At 49.4% G+C, this 16876-nt stretch carries 18 protein-coding genes; 14 read left to right on the top strand and 4 right to left on the bottom strand.

Annotated elements, in window-relative coordinates:
* The first annotated feature begins 52 nt into the window (after positions 1-52).
* Positions 53-1006, top strand: a complete 954-nt coding sequence (locus BFW38_RS09630; RefSeq protein ID WP_068998255.1) for a ketopantoate reductase family protein — start codon at positions 53-55, stop codon at positions 1004-1006.
* Positions 1007-1023: 17 nt separating this feature from the next.
* Here the strand turns inward: BFW38_RS09630 and rfaH are convergent, their stop codons facing one another.
* On the bottom strand, positions 1024-1509 hold the full coding sequence (gene rfaH / locus BFW38_RS09625; protein WP_245686130.1) for a transcription/translation regulatory transformer protein RfaH: 486 nt from the start codon (positions 1507-1509) through the stop codon (positions 1024-1026).
* A 246-nt stretch (positions 1510-1755) separates the two neighbouring features.
* On the opposite strand from rfaH, the gene BFW38_RS09620 reads away from it, so the two are divergent.
* The 5 genes from BFW38_RS09620 to BFW38_RS09600 all read left to right on the top strand — a co-directional run bounded on the left by BFW38_RS09620 (position 1756) and on the right by BFW38_RS09600 (position 5586).
* Entirely contained in the window at positions 1756-2238 is a 483-nt protein-coding gene (locus BFW38_RS09620) for a YajQ family cyclic di-GMP-binding protein (protein WP_068998251.1), read from the top strand.
* 110 nt (positions 2239-2348) lie between these two features.
* Positions 2349-2861, top strand: coding sequence for an iron transporter (locus BFW38_RS09615; protein ID WP_068998249.1), 513 nt, complete (start codon positions 2349-2351; stop codon positions 2859-2861).
* A 98-nt stretch (positions 2862-2959) separates the two neighbouring features.
* Positions 2960-3295 carry a cupredoxin domain-containing protein gene (locus BFW38_RS09610; protein ID WP_068998247.1) on the top strand — a complete coding sequence of 112 codons (336 nt, stop codon included), beginning with the start codon at positions 2960-2962 and terminating at the stop codon, positions 3293-3295.
* Between the two features lie 42 nt (positions 3296-3337).
* Complete coding sequence (locus tag BFW38_RS09605) at positions 3338-4195, top strand: FTR1 family iron permease (protein WP_139116588.1); 858 nt, start codon at positions 3338-3340, stop codon at positions 4193-4195.
* Complete coding sequence (locus tag BFW38_RS09600) at positions 4192-5586, top strand: 4Fe-4S binding protein (protein ID WP_068998245.1); 1395 nt, start codon at positions 4192-4194, stop codon at positions 5584-5586. Before BFW38_RS09605 ends, BFW38_RS09600 begins: the two co-directional genes overlap by 4 nt.
* 98 nt (positions 5587-5684) lie before the next feature.
* Here BFW38_RS09600 and BFW38_RS09595 read toward each other — a convergent pair whose 3' ends face one another.
* Positions 5685-6917, bottom strand: coding sequence for an MFS transporter (locus BFW38_RS09595; protein ID WP_245686129.1), 1233 nt, complete (start codon positions 6915-6917; stop codon positions 5685-5687).
* A 142-nt stretch (positions 6918-7059) separates the two neighbouring features.
* On the opposite strand from BFW38_RS09595, the gene soxR reads away from it, so the two are divergent.
* Together soxR and BFW38_RS09585 are read left to right on the top strand one after the other, a co-directional pair.
* Positions 7060-7497, top strand: coding sequence for a redox-sensitive transcriptional activator SoxR (gene soxR, locus BFW38_RS09590; protein WP_218186401.1), 438 nt, complete (start codon positions 7060-7062; stop codon positions 7495-7497).
* A gap of 116 nt (positions 7498-7613) precedes the next feature.
* Positions 7614-8768, top strand: a complete 1155-nt coding sequence (locus tag BFW38_RS09585; RefSeq protein WP_068998241.1) for an alpha-hydroxy acid oxidase — start codon at positions 7614-7616, stop codon at positions 8766-8768.
* A gap of 174 nt (positions 8769-8942) precedes the next feature.
* Here BFW38_RS09585 and BFW38_RS09580 read toward each other — a convergent pair whose 3' ends face one another.
* On the bottom strand, positions 8943-9449 hold the full coding sequence (locus BFW38_RS09580) for a MarR family winged helix-turn-helix transcriptional regulator (RefSeq protein ID WP_068998239.1): 507 nt from the start codon (positions 9447-9449) through the stop codon (positions 8943-8945).
* 93 nt (positions 9450-9542) lie between these two features.
* Between BFW38_RS09580 and BFW38_RS09575 the strand changes: the two genes are divergently transcribed.
* The 6 genes from BFW38_RS09575 to BFW38_RS09550 all read left to right on the top strand — a co-directional run bounded on the left by BFW38_RS09575 (position 9543) and on the right by BFW38_RS09550 (position 16387).
* Positions 9543-10466, top strand: coding sequence for a DMT family transporter (locus tag BFW38_RS09575; RefSeq protein ID WP_068998237.1), 924 nt, complete (start codon positions 9543-9545; stop codon positions 10464-10466).
* Entirely contained in the window at positions 10463-11113 is a 651-nt protein-coding gene (locus BFW38_RS09570) for an NAD(P)H-dependent oxidoreductase (protein ID WP_068998235.1), read from the top strand. The genes BFW38_RS09575 and BFW38_RS09570 overlap by 4 nt, the downstream gene beginning before the upstream one ends.
* 119 nt (positions 11114-11232) lie before the next feature.
* On the top strand, positions 11233-11880 hold the full coding sequence (locus BFW38_RS09565) for a LysE family translocator (RefSeq protein ID WP_068998233.1): 648 nt from the start codon (positions 11233-11235) through the stop codon (positions 11878-11880).
* A 248-nt stretch (positions 11881-12128) separates the two neighbouring features.
* Positions 12129-13103, top strand: coding sequence for a porphobilinogen synthase (hemB, locus tag BFW38_RS09560; protein WP_068998231.1), 975 nt, complete (start codon positions 12129-12131; stop codon positions 13101-13103).
* A gap of 343 nt (positions 13104-13446) precedes the next feature.
* Positions 13447-14355: a DMT family transporter gene (locus BFW38_RS09555; RefSeq protein WP_068998229.1), complete on the top strand. Its 909-nt coding sequence runs from the start codon at positions 13447-13449 to the stop codon at positions 14353-14355.
* 205 nt (positions 14356-14560) lie between these two features.
* Complete coding sequence (locus BFW38_RS09550) at positions 14561-16387, top strand: sensor domain-containing diguanylate cyclase (protein WP_068998227.1); 1827 nt, start codon at positions 14561-14563, stop codon at positions 16385-16387.
* A 41-nt stretch (positions 16388-16428) separates the two neighbouring features.
* Here BFW38_RS09550 and BFW38_RS09545 read toward each other — a convergent pair whose 3' ends face one another.
* On the bottom strand, positions 16429-16704 hold the full coding sequence (locus BFW38_RS09545) for a hypothetical protein (RefSeq protein ID WP_068998225.1): 276 nt from the start codon (positions 16702-16704) through the stop codon (positions 16429-16431).
* Between the last annotated feature and the right edge of the window lie 172 nt (positions 16705-16876).

Below are 16876 nucleotides of genomic sequence, written 5' to 3'. Positions count from 1 at the left end.
TACATACGGGTTGATCTTACATACATCGCGATTGGGTCTTTTCGGAGTCAGCATGTCGGATAGTAGTATTCATATTTTAGGGGCGGGAGCTCTGGGCACCTTGTATGCCTGTCGGCTATCACGTACCGGTCGTCCGTTAACCATGTTGGTGAGGCCTGATCGTTTGGAGACTCTTGCGGCAGGTATTTATTACCGGGAAGCGGAGCAAGCGTCGGCTAAGCGCATTTTTATGAGTATCGCTGACCAGGTTGCACCGGCTTCGATTCATCACCTGATTCTGGCCACTAAAGCCCAGGATGCGGCTGCGGCGATTGAAGCTTGGCGGCCGGCGTTAGCGGATCAGGCCAACGTATTGATGTTGCAAAATGGCATGGGATGCCAGGCCGAAGTGGCTGAATGTTTGAGTCCTCAGCAGACGTTGGTGGCGGGGAGCGTGACTGAAGGGGCTTATTTGGAAGGGCCTGGACATGTGGTTCATGCTGGAGTCGGTGAAACCGTATTGGGGCATTGGAGTGGCCCCGATATCAGGGCTGTCGCCCAGTGGCAGAGTTTGTTGATGGTGGCCGGTCTGGAAGTGAGCAATGTGGCGGAGATTCGTCCTATTCTGTGGCATAAGCTGGCCGTGAATGCAGCGATTAACCCGTTGACGGCACTGTATGAATGCAATAACGGTGGCTTAGCTTCGGTTGACTTAAAGCCTAAAGTGGAGGCTTTAAATCTCGAAACCACAGCATTATTCAAGCGACTGGGGATTCCCCTACCTGCTGGAGGTCTTCAGGAGATGGTCGAAAATGTAATTTATGCCACAGCTCGTAACCAGTCGTCGATGTTGCAAGACGTTCAAGCGGGACGCCCGACAGAGTTACGTTATATCACAGGGGCCTTGTTACGTGCAGCGAAGGCTTTGAAAGTACGCTTGCCCCAGCATGAGCAGGTGTATCGTGCTCTGGCTAAAAAGTTGAGCAGTCCGGCGGCCTCTCAACGGGCCTATGCAGCCCCAGTTTGAATGAGTTTAAGACCCGCTCAGCTTCGTTGTAAGTCTTTGCGGGATATGGATAAACGTTGCTGATGTTGTAATAAGTTGAGTAGGATAATGACCCGGTCCTCGCCTTTTCGGGTTTGAAAGATGGCCTCTAAGTCTTTGAAGGGCCCGCGAGTGATTAAGACCTTGTCACCGGTTTTGAGCTTATGATGTTGTGCCTTTTCACTGCGTTGCTTCAACGCTTCAATGAGGTCGGCATCGACCTTCAGAGGGTAGGTGCCAAACCGAACCAGTTGAAGAACACCTCGCGTTGATCTGATCGGCGCCCAATTGTCTCTATGCTCATCGAGTTGAATAAATAGATAAAAGGGAAACAAGGGTTCTTTGATCTCACGCAATTGCCCGCGGTAGCGTTTTTCAACGGTCCATGTCGGGTGAAAGACTTCGAAGCCTTGTGCTTTGAGATGATCTTCAGCGCGAAAGGACTCTCCTCCTTTGCACTGGACGGCGTACCAATGTGCTGCCATTGCGTTTGACCTCATTTTTGACGCCGCGCACCATAGCGTGTCCCCTAAATAGACGCAAGTTGGATCAAGCTGGTGTTGTTGGTGTCGTGATCGGCATGCTCCAATCTATCGTCTATCGGGTCAATCGCGCCAATCACGTATAATGCGATGGCTCAGTGTAGGTCGGTCTATTTAGGTTGATCCTATTTTGATTGATCTAATTGGATTGATTGTACCATCCCAATGATTTTGACTTCGGAGTACCGAATGCCCTCTTTTGATATCGTGTCTGAGCTGGACCAACATCAAGTCACTAATGCCGTTGATCAGGCCAATCGTGTTGTTGGAAATCGTTTCGATTTTAAAGGCGTGGATGCCCAATATGAACGTAATGATCATGTGGTCACGCTGACAGCTGAAGCTGAGTTCCAAGTCCGGCAGATGCTCGATATTTTGCGTAACGAGCTGACTCGCAAGGATATCGACGTCGGTTGTTTGGAAGAGGGCGACATTGATGAGGCTAATCGTAGTGCACGAATGAAAGTGACATTGCGAGAGGGCATTGATTCTGATCTAGCCAAGAAAATTGTGCGCATCGTGAAAGATGCAAAATTGAAGGTTCAAACGCAAATTCAAGGCGAACAAGTGCGTGTAACGGGCAAGAAGCGAGATGACTTGCAGCAAGTCATCTCGCTTCTACGTCAGTCTGATCTAGACTTGCCCCTTCAGTTCAATAACTTCCGAGACTGATTTACATCAGGGCCAAGCCCATTGTGCAAAGGCAGTGATTGCAATATCGGTAATGCAGGATTATAAATGAGAAGTCTAATCATTAACTTCTCATTTGGAGACTGTTTATTATGAAGCGTCAGCTGATGGTTGCACTGCCCTTGGCTTTATTGGCTAACTCAGCGCTAGCGCTTGAGTATCCTATTGGAGAGCCCAAACTAGAGCACGGCATGGAAGTCGCAGCGGTCTATTTGCAGCCTGTTGTGATGGAACCTGCTGGCCAGGTGGCTGCGGCTGATGCCGATGTGCATTTGGAAGCCGATATTCATGCGCTTGAAGACAACCCCAATGGATTTGCGCCTGGTGCCTGGATGCCTTACCTCGGTGTCGATTACACCTTGACCAAAGAGGGGGGTGACACTGTCAAAGGGCACTTGATGCCGATGGTCGCCAATGATGGTCCGCATTATGGTGAAAATGTGAAGCTACAAGGACCTGGCAAATATCATCTGACCTTTACGTTGTCGCACCCTGATATGCCGCGTCATGTCGATAAAGAAACGGGTGTAGGGGCATGGTTTGAGCCCTTTGAAGTGGAATATGACTTTGTGTATGCCGGTATTGGTAAACGTGGCGGTTACTGATTCCAGCAATTCTGATTGCAGTAATCTTGATCGTTTTATGATGAGCCCCTTTAAGCCAAGGGGCTCTGTTGTTGAGCGAATACAGCAAGAGGTGACGAATGAAATACTGGCGTACGCTGATGTTAGGCATGGTGTGTTTAGTGGGAGCATCGGTGGTACAGGCTGCTGGCTTGCCTAGCTATGACCTGACATTACATAACGGAGAGCTTGATCCTAAAGTGCTGCGAGTGAAAGCTGGTGAGCGCTTTAAGATCAATCTTTATAATTCTGGTAATACGCCTGTTGAGTTCGAAAGTCGTTCCTTGCGTAAAGAAAAAGTGATGGGGCCGGGGGTTCGATCTTTTGTGGTTGTTCATCCTTTACGGCCTGGTCAATATGATTTTTTTGACGAATTCCATCTACCCGACGCACAAGGGTGGGTGATCGCCGAATAAAAGTGAGTGGGATCATCTTTGATCGCCAACCAGGGGTTTGTCATGTTGGAACAGGTACTTTTTATCGTCTGGCGCGAAAGTGTCGAGGCGATTTTGGTCGTGGGGATTGCTTATGCTTGGCTTAAACAATCCCAGGCTCGTCAAGGTATGCGCTATTTGGGGCTTGGTGTTTTAGCCGGTCTTTTGGTGGCCTGTTTGATGGGGGCCGCTTTAATGTCCGCGGGGAGCTGGCTACAGGGCCCGGCACAGGATATTTTTCAAACCATCATGGTGCTCGTGGCTGCAGGTCTGATTGTGCAAATGGTGATGTGGATGCGTATTCATGCGCGCTCACTGAAGTCGGAGTTAGAGCAAGGATTGGCCAGTCAGGTCGAGAGCGCTAATTACTGGGGGATCGCAGTGTTAGTGGCGATTGCCGTGGCTCGTGAAGGTTCTGAAACGGTCGTCTTTCTTTATGGCATGGGAATGGCCCAGCTTCAAAGTGGCGCTATCGGAGGCTTTGTATTGGCGGCCTTGGTTGGTTTTGCCTTGGCTCTGGCGACCTTCGGATTACTGCAACTTGGCTCTCGTTTTTTGTCCTGGCGTTGGTTTTTTCGAGTGTCTGAAATCATGTTGCTGTGTCTGGCGGCGTCTCTTCTCGTCAGTGGTGTGGAGCGTATGATTGGGTTGGAGTGGTTACCTGCTGGGCCTGACCCTCTTTGGGATACCAGCATGTGGTTGGATGACAGTCATGGTATTGGTGGCTTATTAGCCACTTTTGCCGGTTATCGCGCTTGGCCGCCTTTGACGGTTGTCGTGGCTTTTGTCGCTTATTGGATATTGGTGTTATCGACGATGCGCTGGCAACGTCAACGCTTGACGCATCGGCAGACCACTTCAACGGAGGAGGCGTCTGCATGAAATCGTTAGCCCTACGTGATTCGGTGATGCAGTTTGGGCATTGGATGCATCGTCACCGTGGGCTGATTCAGGCTGTGCAATGGAGTGTAGTGGGCGTTTATGCTTTTTTGCTGATTGTGCCAGCCCTATTACCTTTACCGAGTTACCAGGACCATATCCTGACCCATTTGACGGTTTTTGCTGAGTTTGTCTTTTGGGGGATTTGGTGGCCTTTTGTGCTGGTGAGCATGGTGTTGATGGGGCGTGTGTGGTGTGGTGTTTTTTGTCCCGAGGGGGCCTTAACTGAAGCGGCTAGTCGCCGGGGGTTGGGGCTGCCGATCCCAGGTTGGATGCGCTGGCAAGGTTGGCCATTCGTCGCTTTTCTAGGGACAACGGTGTATGGCCAGATGGCGAGTGTTTACCAATATCCATTAGGCGCACTAGTGGTACTCGGTGGCTCTACTGCAGCGGCCATTGTGATCGGCTTGATTTACGGTAAAGGCAAACGTGTGTGGTGTCGCCATTTATGTCCTGTCAGTGGGGTTTTCGGGCTTTTATCGAAGCTTGCCCCTGTGCATTTCAAAGCGGATCCTCAAGCATGGGAGGCTTTTAACGAAGCGTCTCGACGAGGTGAAGTTGTGCGTACCCATGCGCCTGACTGCGCGCCTTTGATCCCTTTAAAGCAATTAGATAGCGGGAGCGAGTGCCATATGTGTGCTCGTTGTGATGGCTATAAGTCGGCGATCCAGCTGTCGCCTCGACGGCCTGGCAGCGAAGTGGTCTCACCCCCTCGTGAAGCCACCTTGAGTGAATTCCTGGTGTTGGTTTATGGGCTGTTAGGTGTGGCCATTGGTGCCTTCCAATGGACTGTTAGCCCTTGGTTTGTGCAGGCTAAGCAAATGGTGGCTACATGGCTGGTAGAGCATGATGGGCTTTGGATGTTGACAACCACTGCACCCGCTTGGATTTTGACCAATTATCCTAATCAAAATGATGTCTTTAACCTCTTAGATGGCGCCATGCTGGTGGCCTATATCCTCGGAACAGGCCTTGTCTTAGGGTCTGGGGTTGCACTGATGCTGGCGTTCAGTAACCGGCTATTAGGTCAATGGTCATGGTCACGCTTGTGGCATTTATCTTATGTGCTGATTCCTCTGGGCGGCGTCGGTGTTTTTCTCGGTCTGTCCGCTACCACGGTCACTTTATTGCGGGGGGATGGCTTCAGAGTGCTTTGGGCGAATGATGTCCGTGTCGCATTGCTGACTTTGGCTACGCTCTGGTGCATCCGGCTGGCCTGGAAAGTCCTTGGACATTATGGCCAGGGCGGGCGGCGGCTGTTGAGTTTAGCCGCTATCCTGGCGGCGATGGCGATGATTAATGGGGCGTGGTGGCTGATGTTTTGGGGTTGGTGAATGTTTTGGGGTTGGTAAAATCAGTGGATAACGAGCTCCATTGACCCATCTCGATGAGATCAGTCAATGGAGCTCGGTCACAATGAGATCGTACTCGGTTAGGCTGCCTGAGGTGGTGGCGTGATATGGCGTGCATAATGTTGCGGATTAAAGCGCAAAGCGATCAGCATCATGACACCATAAAGAATGGCCAAAGCGATCCAGCTATAAGTCCACTGATCGAGTTGATCACGAATGATGCCTGCAAGCCAGGGGGCGGTGGCGGCCATCATATAGCCAATGCCCTGAGCCAATCCGGTAATGGCGCCTGCTGTTTTAGGGTCGGCATGGTGGTCCATACAGACAATGAGACTTAATGGAAAAATACCACCGATGCCAATACCCAAGAGGGTCAAGCTGATCCAGGTGAAGCTCAGTGGGGTGTAGGCCAAAAGAACAAAACCTAATGCTCCGGCAATCAATGTTGGCAGCATGATGCGTCGTCGATCAAGGCGGTAGCTGGCAAGGGTGGGCAAAGCGAGCCCTGCAATCACTTCGACTGCTGTTAAATAACCTAATGTGAATCCCGCCTGTGCCTCACTGAATCCTAGGCTAACAAAGTAAGGGGGCAGCCAAGCGAGCACGCAAGTATAGCCTGAAGTGCCTAAGCCAAAAAATAGCGCTAATAGCCAGGGCCGTGCCTGTTTTGTCAGGGGTCTTGACGGTTTCGGTATGGCTCTTGAGTTGTGATCCTCGATGCTTTTTTGATCTTCGGTTGGGTGCGATTGAGTGCAACCTGTTTGGCTTAAAGCGGCCCAGCGCTTTTGCCATACGCCCCATGCGAATAAGGCGAGCAATCCCCAAAAAGCAAGGCTGGCTTGCCAATGCCCCAATTGAGTGGTTAGCCATGAAGCTGTTGCTGCCGATACTGCTGCTCCAGCCATGATGGCGGCGACATACCATCCCATGACTAAGGGGGCCTGATGGCGATGTTGCTGTTTGATCAGGATGGGGAGTAAGACTTGAATGCAGGCAATGCCCACCCCTGCCGTTAATGCGGTCAGTAATAAGCCGTGGTTTGTTGAAACCTGTAGGCGTAAAGCATCGGCCAGGGCGATCAGTAATAGAGACATCGCCACCATTTTGGACATGTCCCAATATCGAGTGAGTCTGAGGGTAATAAAACACCCTAGGCCCATTGCGAGTACCGGTAAGCTGGTCAATAGTGCAATTTGGCTAAAGCTTGCGCTGATATCTTGCTGGATGCGGTGCGCGAGTGGGCCAATGACGGCCATGGAAGGTCTGAGGTTAAGGCCAACTAATATCGCTAATAGCATATTACGTTTGAGCATGGATCAAGTCTCGTGATGGGCCATCAATGGTTTTGAGCGATCGCGAACAATAATGGCGGACAATATTTTGAAGCGGTTATCTTGCGTTCCGTATTGAACAGGAGCACGATAAATCCTTAAGTTAACTTGAGGTCAAGATATTGTGGCTTTTTCAAAGTTATCACCGAAAAAACAAGTGCTTAAAGTCGGCGATGTGGCTCGTCGAAGTGCGATTAGTGTGGCTACGGTCCACTTTTATGAGCAAAAAGGATTAATTAAAAGCTGGCGTGATGCAGGCAATCAGCGCTGTTTTTCACGTGATGTACTGCGGCGCATTGCGATGATTCGAATTGCACAAAATACAGGGTTGTCCCTTAACGAGATTAAGCAGGCTTTAGCGCATTTCCCTGTGGAGAAGAAACTCACTTCTGCGGATTGGCGATCCCTGTCACGACACTGGCGCGAGGTGTTAAATAAGCGCATCGCATCGCTGAAAGCTTTGCGTGATCAGATGGATGACTGCATCGGCTGTGGTTGTTTGTCATTACAGCAGTGTCCTTTGCGTAATGCTGATGATTGGCAGGCGGATGCCGAGATATGAGTTTATCGTGCTTAAGCGATGAGTCTTGAACTATGTTGTCATCCTTAAGGCTAGGCCTGAGTTTCAATTTTTTATATGTGAGCTTCTATTTTTTATACAGAAGGAGTTGGTGAGATATGACCGTGACATGTGTAGCTGATTTACAGCGGTTGGCCCGACGACGTGTGCCGAAAATGTTTTACGATTATGCGGATTCGGGCTCTTGGACTGAAACGACTTATCGAGCCAATGAATCTGATCTGGCGGCCATTCGTTTTCGTCAGAAAGTGATGGTGGATATGTCCGATCGGCAGCTTGCGACGACTTTACTCGGGGAGTCGTTATCTATGCCTGTGGCGATAGCGCCGACCGGGCTTGCAGGTATGCAACATGCCGATGGTGAAATTCTGGCGGCACGCGCGGCAGAGCGGTTTGGCATTCCCTATACGCTATCGACCATGAGTATCTGCTCAATTGAAGACGTGGCCGCCCATACGACACGGCCTTTCTGGTTCCAGCTCTATGTGATGAAGGACCGAGATTACATTGCGCGATTGATCGATCGGGCTAAAGCTGCGGGGTGTTCTGCACTAGTGTTGACAGCTGATCTGCAGATTCTGGGTCAGCGTCATAAAGACGTGATCAATGGATTGTCTGTCCCCCCTAAACCGACGTTAGCGACAGTCGCCAACCTGGCGACTAAATGGCGTTGGGGGTTGGATATGTTACGGACCAAGCGTCGGACGTTCGGTAATATTGCCGGGCATGTGAAAGATGCCACCAATTTGAACTCCTTGTCAGCTTGGACCGCTTCTCAGTTTGATACGTCTTTAAGCTGGGATGATGTGAAATGGATTAAAGAGCGCTGGGGCGGCAAGCTGATTATCAAAGGCATTATGGAACCGGAAGATGCTCAATCGGCGGTTGATGCGGGTGCTGATGCGATTATCGTTTCCAACCATGGAGGGCGACAACTCGATGGTGCCTTGTCATCTATTCAGGCGTTACCCGCGATTGTCGCCGCAGTGGGGGATCAAGTTGAAGTTCACATGGATGGCGGCATTCGCTCAGGACAAGATGTATTAAAAGCGGTGGCGCTTGGCGCTAAGGGTGTTTATATCGGGCGTGCTTATTTGTACGGTTTGGGTGCCAAGGGCGAGGCTGGTGTTACCGAGTGCCTTGAGATTATTCGCAAAGAACTGGATACCTCTTTGGCGCTGTGTGGCTTGCGTGATATTCAGGATGTGACCCGTGATATTTTAGTTCCTGGCAGTTACCCCACGGTTTCTTGATTTTCGACTTCTTGATGCCTTCGTTTTGTGATGCTTTGAGCGGGTGAGTGTTGGGTGAACTCACTCGATGAGCCCACTAAAAGTCCCTTTGGGGACTTTTAGTTTCATTCGTTTAGTTTAATTCGTGGGGCTTAATTCATAATGTTGGATGCGTAGCGTGGTCGCCGGAGAAGCTTATGCGTGGTCTTGTTGGCGCGCTTCTAAATGCGCGACCCATCGACTCATGAGCTGATTAAGTTGTTGACGCTCCTCATGGCTGAGTCCCTCCAGTGCTTTTTCTTCGTTAATCACATGAGCCGGCATCATCTCATCAATCAATGTCTTGCCTTCTGGGCTGAGCCTGACCAACTTGCTGCGGCGATCTTCAGGGTTTGGGAGCCGCTCGATATATCCCGCTTTTTCTAAACGATCAAGCCGATTCGTCATGCCGCCTGATGAGATCATTAATAACTCAAACAGCTGTGTGGGCGACAATGTATAAGGCTCGCCTGAGCGACGTAAACTGGCCAAAACATCAAATTCGCCATGTTGTAATTGGTAGGATTGGAAGAACGGCGTCAGAATGTCGTGCGAAATATAGCGGCTGATATGGCCAATCCGAGCAATCAAGCCCATCGTTTCTAAGTGAAGAGAAGGCATTTCTTTTTGCCATTGTGCTAGCGCTGTATCTACGCGGTTCATGTAATCACCATTTATCTTGACGTTAAGAATCTTTTTATCGAGAATGTTCTTGTCGAACTAAATCACCCTTTGAGGCTGAGCATGAGCAACTTGATGTCGAGACGTCAATCTTTTCAGGCAGTGTTGTGTTTATTGGTCGTCGGTGGATTGCTGTGTCTATCGCTGATTGTGGCTAAATGGGCCCATCAGATGGGGTTACCCCAATTGAGCTTTCTTATGCTCGCGATGGGTGTAGCCGGTGTGCTGCTGCTAATCGGCGGACGTATGATGGGGCATACTTGGGTCTGGCGTGCCGACGTTTGGCGTTATGCCGTTTTTTCTGGAGGCTTGATGGCGTTCCCGAATGCGTTGGGATTCGTCGCCGTCGGTCATGTGGGTGCCGGATACCTTGCGATGAATATGGCTTTCCCTCCTTTAATGACTTGGGGGATTGCTGTTTTGCTAGGCATGGAGAAGATGCGCCCTGTGCGTTTGATCGGTGTCTTAACGGGGTTGTCTGGGGCTTTAATCTTGGCCTGGGGCAAGCAGCAAACCCTAGGCGCAGATGCTATTTGGGCAATTTGGGTTTTATTCATGCCGCTGACCTTGGCGGTTGGGAATATTTACCGAACACGCGCCTGGCCCAAACAGGTTTCAGTGATGCAACTTTCTGGCAGTATGTTAGTGGCTGCAGCATTGTGGCTTATACCGCCCGCTTTGATATGGGAATCATCCACATTACAGACGGTCTTCTTACCTGAAGCGTGGGGGTTACTCTTATTGGAGGTCCTCGTCTTTGTGGTGATGTATGTTTTATTTTTTGTATTGCAGCGGTTAGCCGGCCCCGTTTATTTGAGTCAGATTGGCAGTGTGGCAGCGCTATCAGGGTCTTTGGTGGCGGTGTTTGGGCTGGGCGAAGTTGCTCCTGACCATTTTGCGGTCGCCGCTTTGCTCGTTTTACTAGGGGTTGTGATATTTCAGCAATCAGCCCAGTCTTCTAGTGTGAAAAAGCCGATTGAGCGAGGAAGTGAAGTATGAGTGAATTTATTCAGGCCATGCAGTGGCGCTATGCCGCCAAACGGATGAATGGTCAAAGAATCCCTGACGAGACCTTATCTGGCATTTTACAAGCGTGCCATTTAGCCCCTTCTTCGTTTGGGCTTCAGCCTTATCAGGTTCTTGTGATTGATGACCCCGAACTGAAAGCATTATGTCAGCCCGCCATTATGAATCAGCCACAAGTGGTAGAATCTTCCCATATGCTGGTTTTCGCGCCATGGCGGCAGTTTGATGAAAGTGCTGTTGATCTTTGGATCGAGCGTGTGGCCAGTGAACGGAATATGCCACTGGAGCGGTTGGCAGGTATGGCCAAGACCATTAAACAGAAGGTCGCTGGGCTGGGTTCTGACGAGGCTCGTTTCCAATGGGCGGCTCAGCAGGCGTACTTGGCGGCAGGGGTCACATTATCGGCAGCGGCTATGGCGCAGGTTGACGCGACGCCAATGGAAGGGTTTGATCCTCAAGCCTTGGATCAGGTATTGAATTTGGCTGAGCGGAATCTGCGTAGCACGCTTGTGGTGTGTTTGGGGTATCGGGATGAGGCAGAAGATTGGCTGGCGCCAATGAAGAAAGTCCGTTGGCCTTATCATGACGTCATGCGGTTATTGACGCAGCAAGATGTGTAAAACAGCGGTGATGTTTATCCGGCTGTGAATCTGATTTTGGCTGTGCTTCGTGTCCCTGGGTATGCGCTTTCGATCAATAGTGGTATAGAGATTCTCGCTGATATTAAGAGGCTTTTATTGTGTTGGATTATAGCTGGATCCATTGGAGCAGTTTCTTTATCGCCGCTTTTTTACTCAATATGTCGCCGGGCCCTGATATGGCGTTTATTGTTGGGCAAACGCTAAAGCGCGGTACCCGGGGTGGCTTGTGCGCCTTAGGTGGGATTTGGTCTGGCGCTTTAGTGCATGTCTTGGCCGCTGCGTTTGGGCTTTCGGCGGTGCTCATGGCTTCGGCGACGTTATTCAGTGTCGTGAAATGGCTGGGAGCGGCTTATCTCATCTGGTTGGGGATTCAGTCGTTATGTTCTCAGGGGAGTCGACTCTCGGGTGAGGGGGCTCATTTACCTTCTAATCTTGCGGTATGGCGTCAAGGCTTTCTTGTTTCGGTATTGAACCCCAAAGTGGCCATTTTCTTTATGGCATTTTTGCCGCAGTTTGTTGTGCCAGGGGCGGGAGCGGTGTCATTGCAATTGCTCGTGCATGGGCTCTTGATTATTGCTGTGGCTGCCTTGGTCGAGCCTCTGGTCGTGTTTGGAGCGGCGTCTATTCGGCAGTATTTGCAGCGTCATTCTCAGATCTCCTGCTGGATGGATCGTGGCTTAGGGGCTTTGTTGATAGGGCTCGGTGTCAAGTTAGCGATGTTTGAATCCGATTCGACTCAACGGTGATATGTCGCGGGCCGAGTAAGCTTTTGTTTCACCTGACAGTCAAGGTTCTATAAACCTCATAGTTCTATAGATCTCATAGTTCTATAGATCTCATGGTTCTATAAATCTCATGGTTCTATAAATCTCATCTTATTGTTGGCATCAAGATTGATGTGATCAAGGTGTGTGTCTTCTCACCAGCGTTATAATGTTTACATGCTGATGGCTGAGGTTATCAGTGTTTTTCTTAATGATCCTAGGAGGCTGAAATGTCTGCCCAATTTCCTCAAACCCGCTTGCGCCGTTTGCGTCGAACTTCCGCGTTGCGTGATTTAATGCGTGAAACGACGTTACGCCCTGAGCATTTAATTTATCCTGTGTTTGTTGAAGAAGGGGCTGATGACTTTTTACCTATTGAAGGGATGCCTGGGCAGTACCGTATTCCCGAGAAAAAGTTGGCAGAAGAGGCTCGTCGCCTGAGTGCATTAGGCCTGAAGAGTATAATGCCTTTTGGGATTTCGCATCATAAAGATGCGTCCGGCAGTGACGCACTTAAAGCTGATGGTTTAGTCGCGAGAATGGTTCGGACGATTAAAGAGGCTGCCCCTGAAATGGTGGTGATCCCTGATATTTGCTTCTGCGAATATACGGATCACGGGCATTGCGGCATCATGCACGGTGATACAGTCGATAATGATCGCACCATTGAAAACTTAGGCCGCCAAGCGGTTATTGCGGCTGAAGCGGGTGCTGATGTGATTGCACCGTCTGCGGCGATGGATGGTCAAATTGCGGCTATTCGTAGTGCATTGGATACTTCGGGCTTGGCTGATATTCCTATTATGGCGTATTCCACCAAGCTGGCATCTGCACTCTATGGACCGTTCCGGGAAGCCGCGGGTACTGAGCTCAAAGGCGATCGAAAAACTTACCAGATGGACCCGATGAATCGTCGCGAGGCACTGCATGAATCTTTGCTTGATGAGGCTGAAGGCGCCGATATGTTGATGGTCAAGCCTGCATTGGCTTATCTGGATGTCTTGTCCGATATTCGTCGAAATAGTTTATTGCCTCTGGCGGCCTATCAGGTCAGTGGAGAGTACGCCATGATTAAATTTGCGGCCCAGCATGGTGTGATTGATGAGGCGGCTGTTGTGCGTGAGACTTTGGGCTCTATTCGGCGCGCGGGGGCGGATTTAATCTTGACTTATTTTGCGGCTCAATTGCTGGAAGAGGGCATTTAAAGGCTTTTAGGTTGCCTTGGTATCATCAGTGATATTGGTCGTTGGTTTTCCGGTTACGGGGTTCATCGGTCAGGGGTTTGTGATGAGAAGGTTATCCAGGTCTGTGAAATTGAGCCGGTTAATGTGTGCTGATTAAGTGAATATATGCTGATTAAAAAGGGCCTTCGGGCCCTTTTTTCGTATGAGCCTTTGGGCGTGCTGTGACTATTCTTATTATCTAATAGAATCTATTTTTTTATATTGATTCCTAAATGGAATTCCATGAATCAATTTTTACCATTATTCATTGTGACGCGCGCCTCATAAACTCTTGGCTTTACTTCTTTCAGTGAGGCCCTTCTCAATGTCTGCTTGGATATGGATCACGATTGGTGCTGCTTTGATGCAGGCACTTAGAACAAGTTTACAAAAGCACCTGTCGACACTCACTTCAGCCACGACCACGACCTTGGCCCGATACTTTTATGCGCTCCCTCTGGTGTGGGGATACTGGGCAATTCTTGCCATGAATCAAACTGAGATAACGTTACACTGGACCAGCCGCTTTTGGCTTTATGCGGTGTTGGCGGCATTGGCTCAAATTTTGGCGACATTACTCATGGTTCGGCTTTTTCAGCAGCGTAATTTTGCGATTGGTGTGGCCTATGCCAAGACAGAGGCAATCTTGGTCGCCGTGTTAGGGATTGTTTTTTTTGGCGACCACTTATCAGGGTGGGGCTGGTGCAGTGTCCTCGTTGGCAGTATTGGGGTGTGGTTGTTGAGCCCACGTATTAATGTGACCTCCGCACCGATGAAGGCTCGGTTATGGGCATTTTTATTATCGCCTTCAGCCGCTATTGGTGTGGCGAGTGGTTTGTGTTTTGCGTTGGCCTCTTTGTGGTTAAGGCAGGCGAGCCTTTCATTAAATGAAGATGCATTTTTTAGTGCAGCAACGACGCTGGCCGTAATGATCACGATTCAGTGGGCCATTATGGTCGGCCACCAACTCTACCAATCTCCTTCACAACTTAAACCTTTATGGCAGCAATGGCCTCTGGCGTTGGGTGTGGGTGTGACCAGTTTATTAGGATCTATGGGGTGGTTTACTGCGATGACGCTGGAGAACCCCGCTTTGGTGAAAACTTTGGGTCAAGTTGAGTTCTTTTTCACTCTGATTATTGCCATGCGCATATTTAAGGAACGTTTTGCTTGGCGTGAGTGGGTTGGCATGGTAGCGATTATGCTGAGTATATTAGGTATTCTTCAACTATAGGGGCTGTATGTGGATAGAGCACTGGTGATTGACTATGCAGTGAGGAGATGTAACTGATTTGTTTTGATGTTTTGTTTATGTAGCTTTGTGTTAAGGTTGGGCTAGGCAGGTATAATGGTGGTGCACATGTATAGTTGTTTTCCTTTTCATGCCTAGATTGCGCTGCTTTTGAAGACTAGGTCTGTATTCTTATCGGGAGTTTGCATTGAGCCTGTTCCGATGTGCATTGTTGCTGATCTGGGCTGGTGCTTGCTTATCGGCTTTTTCTACTCAGGCAGCAGACTCACCTTTGATCTTGAGCTCGGATACACAGGTGCTGGATAACCATTTCCAGATACTTCGTGATCCTTCTCGTACTATGACCTTGGCTGATGTGCGGGCTCATTTTGAAGGTTTTCGTCCCTCAAAAGGTCGTTCCAGTCTGCATCTAGGCTATACCTCTGATGCTATATGGCTGAAGTTTGAGGTTCGTTCGGGTGAGCCTTTTCCTGCGCATCGAATTCTCAATTTTGAATATGCTTATTTAGATGATCTGAAGCTCTATCAGGTTTCGGATTCAGGTGTGTCAGTCATGCGCAGTGGCTATGAGGTGCCTGTGGCTGAGCGTGCCATGCACCATCGTCGTCCTGCCTTTCCTCTTGTGATACCACCTGATCATGATGTGACACTTTATATTCGTGTCGTCACCAATGGCAGCATGACGCTGGATGCTTGGCTCTCTCCAGTGCAAACGTTTTACCAGTTCAGTTATGACATGCTACTCATCTTGGCGATCTATTACGGGATGCTGCTGGCATTGGGGCTTTATAATTTATTTATGTTTGTGGTTTTACAAGAAAAAGCTTTTTTATTTTACGCCTGCTTTGCATTAAGTTTTGGGGTGGCGGTATTTTCTACCAATGGGCTAGCGCCATTGTATCTTTGGCCTGAATGGGGCTCTGGGATTTCGCGTATCATTCCGAGTGGTTTTATCATGGCGACGCTTTGGGCCGTGGTCTTCGCTCGCCATTTCTTGAATCTTCACGACTATGTCCCGTGGCTGGATCGGCTCTTGAAGGGGTTGATTTGGGTTTGGTGGGCCATGTTGGCATTATCCCTTTGGGTGCCCGTGCAGGATGCTTTAAAGATCATGTCGTTGATGGGGGTTTCAACCGCAATTCTCATGTTTTCTATGGGTGGCATTGGGATTTATAAAAAGGTGCCTGCTGCCGGTTATTTTATGGTGGCTTGGCTGTGCTTATTTATTGGTACAACGCTGGTGTCTATTCGTAATTTAGGTTGGATTCCATCGAATTTCTTTACGGTGTTTAGCATGCAGATGGGCTCTGCGATAGAAATGCTATTACTGTCTTTTGGTTTGGCTTCCCGGTTTAATACGCTAAAGCGTCAAAGATCTCTGGCCCAGGAAAAACTGGTGAATATGCTAAGGCTGCAAGAAGCCATTTTAGAGCGGCGGGTTTCGGAACGTACTTCGGCTTTGGAAAAGGTCCGCCAGCAATTAGAGCAGCGGGTGGTTGAGGATTCTCTGACCGGTGTGATGAACCGACATGGCCTTCAGCTAAAGTTTGCCCAATTGAAGGCTCGGGCGCCGAGTTTCTTGGCGATTGTGCTTATTGATTTAGATGGTTTTAAACCGATCAATGATCGTTATGGCCATGAGACGGGGGATGAATTGCTTTGTTTGACGGCTCAGCGGTTATCCCAGTGTATCGATGATAAGGGCATTGTGGCTCGCCTAGGCGGGGATGAGTTTGTGGTGATAAGTACGGTATTTACGGATGCTGATGATTTGCAGCAATGGGGCCAACACTTATTGAGAGTTATTGGGGAAGAGGCATTGTTATCAACGGGCCACACCGTTGAAGTGAAAGCCAGTATGGGGGTTTGGCTGACGAGGTTTGTGCAAACCGCTTCTCTTAAAGAAGGGTTGCGCTGTGCTGATCAGGCGATGTATCAAGTGAAGCGTAGTGGTAAAGATGGCGTGGTGGTCACACAGGACCTGGATGAAAGTACCAGACCCCGGTGCCAATAACGGGTTGAATTCGTAACGGGTTAAATCAGTAACGGGCGGAATCAGTATAAAGCCTGCTCTTCTTCCACGACTTCTTTTAACAGTTCCAGATACAAGCGATCGGCATCTGACCATTCACTGGCCTCATCTGGGATCTTGACCATAGTTTCTGCGCTAATGTCGTGTGCGGTCTTCTGCATCATGTCAGCCTCTCCCGTATGTCGGCGCATGATGTCGATTGTTTGTTCGAGGGTGCCTGGCGATAACAGTAATTTTTTAATGAATTGACGCAGTTCACTGATCACGCGGGCTTGGTTAAATTCGTTCGGGCTGCTCATGGATCTCTCCTTCATGAAAACATCTGTCGATCTGCTGTCTCCTAACGCATGATGCGCTCACCTGATACATCAATGTCTGAAGATGGTGTTCAGATATGGCGTTGATTCGATGTACCGTTTGATGATCGCTGCTGATGGGTCGCTGCAGTCACTTTTTCGGAAGCATCAATTT

The organism is Terasakiispira papahanaumokuakeensis (assembly GCF_001709345.1).
GTDB lineage: Bacteria > Pseudomonadota > Gammaproteobacteria > Pseudomonadales > Halomonadaceae > Terasakiispira > Terasakiispira papahanaumokuakeensis.
This window is presented reverse-complemented; position numbering and strand designations above follow the sequence as displayed.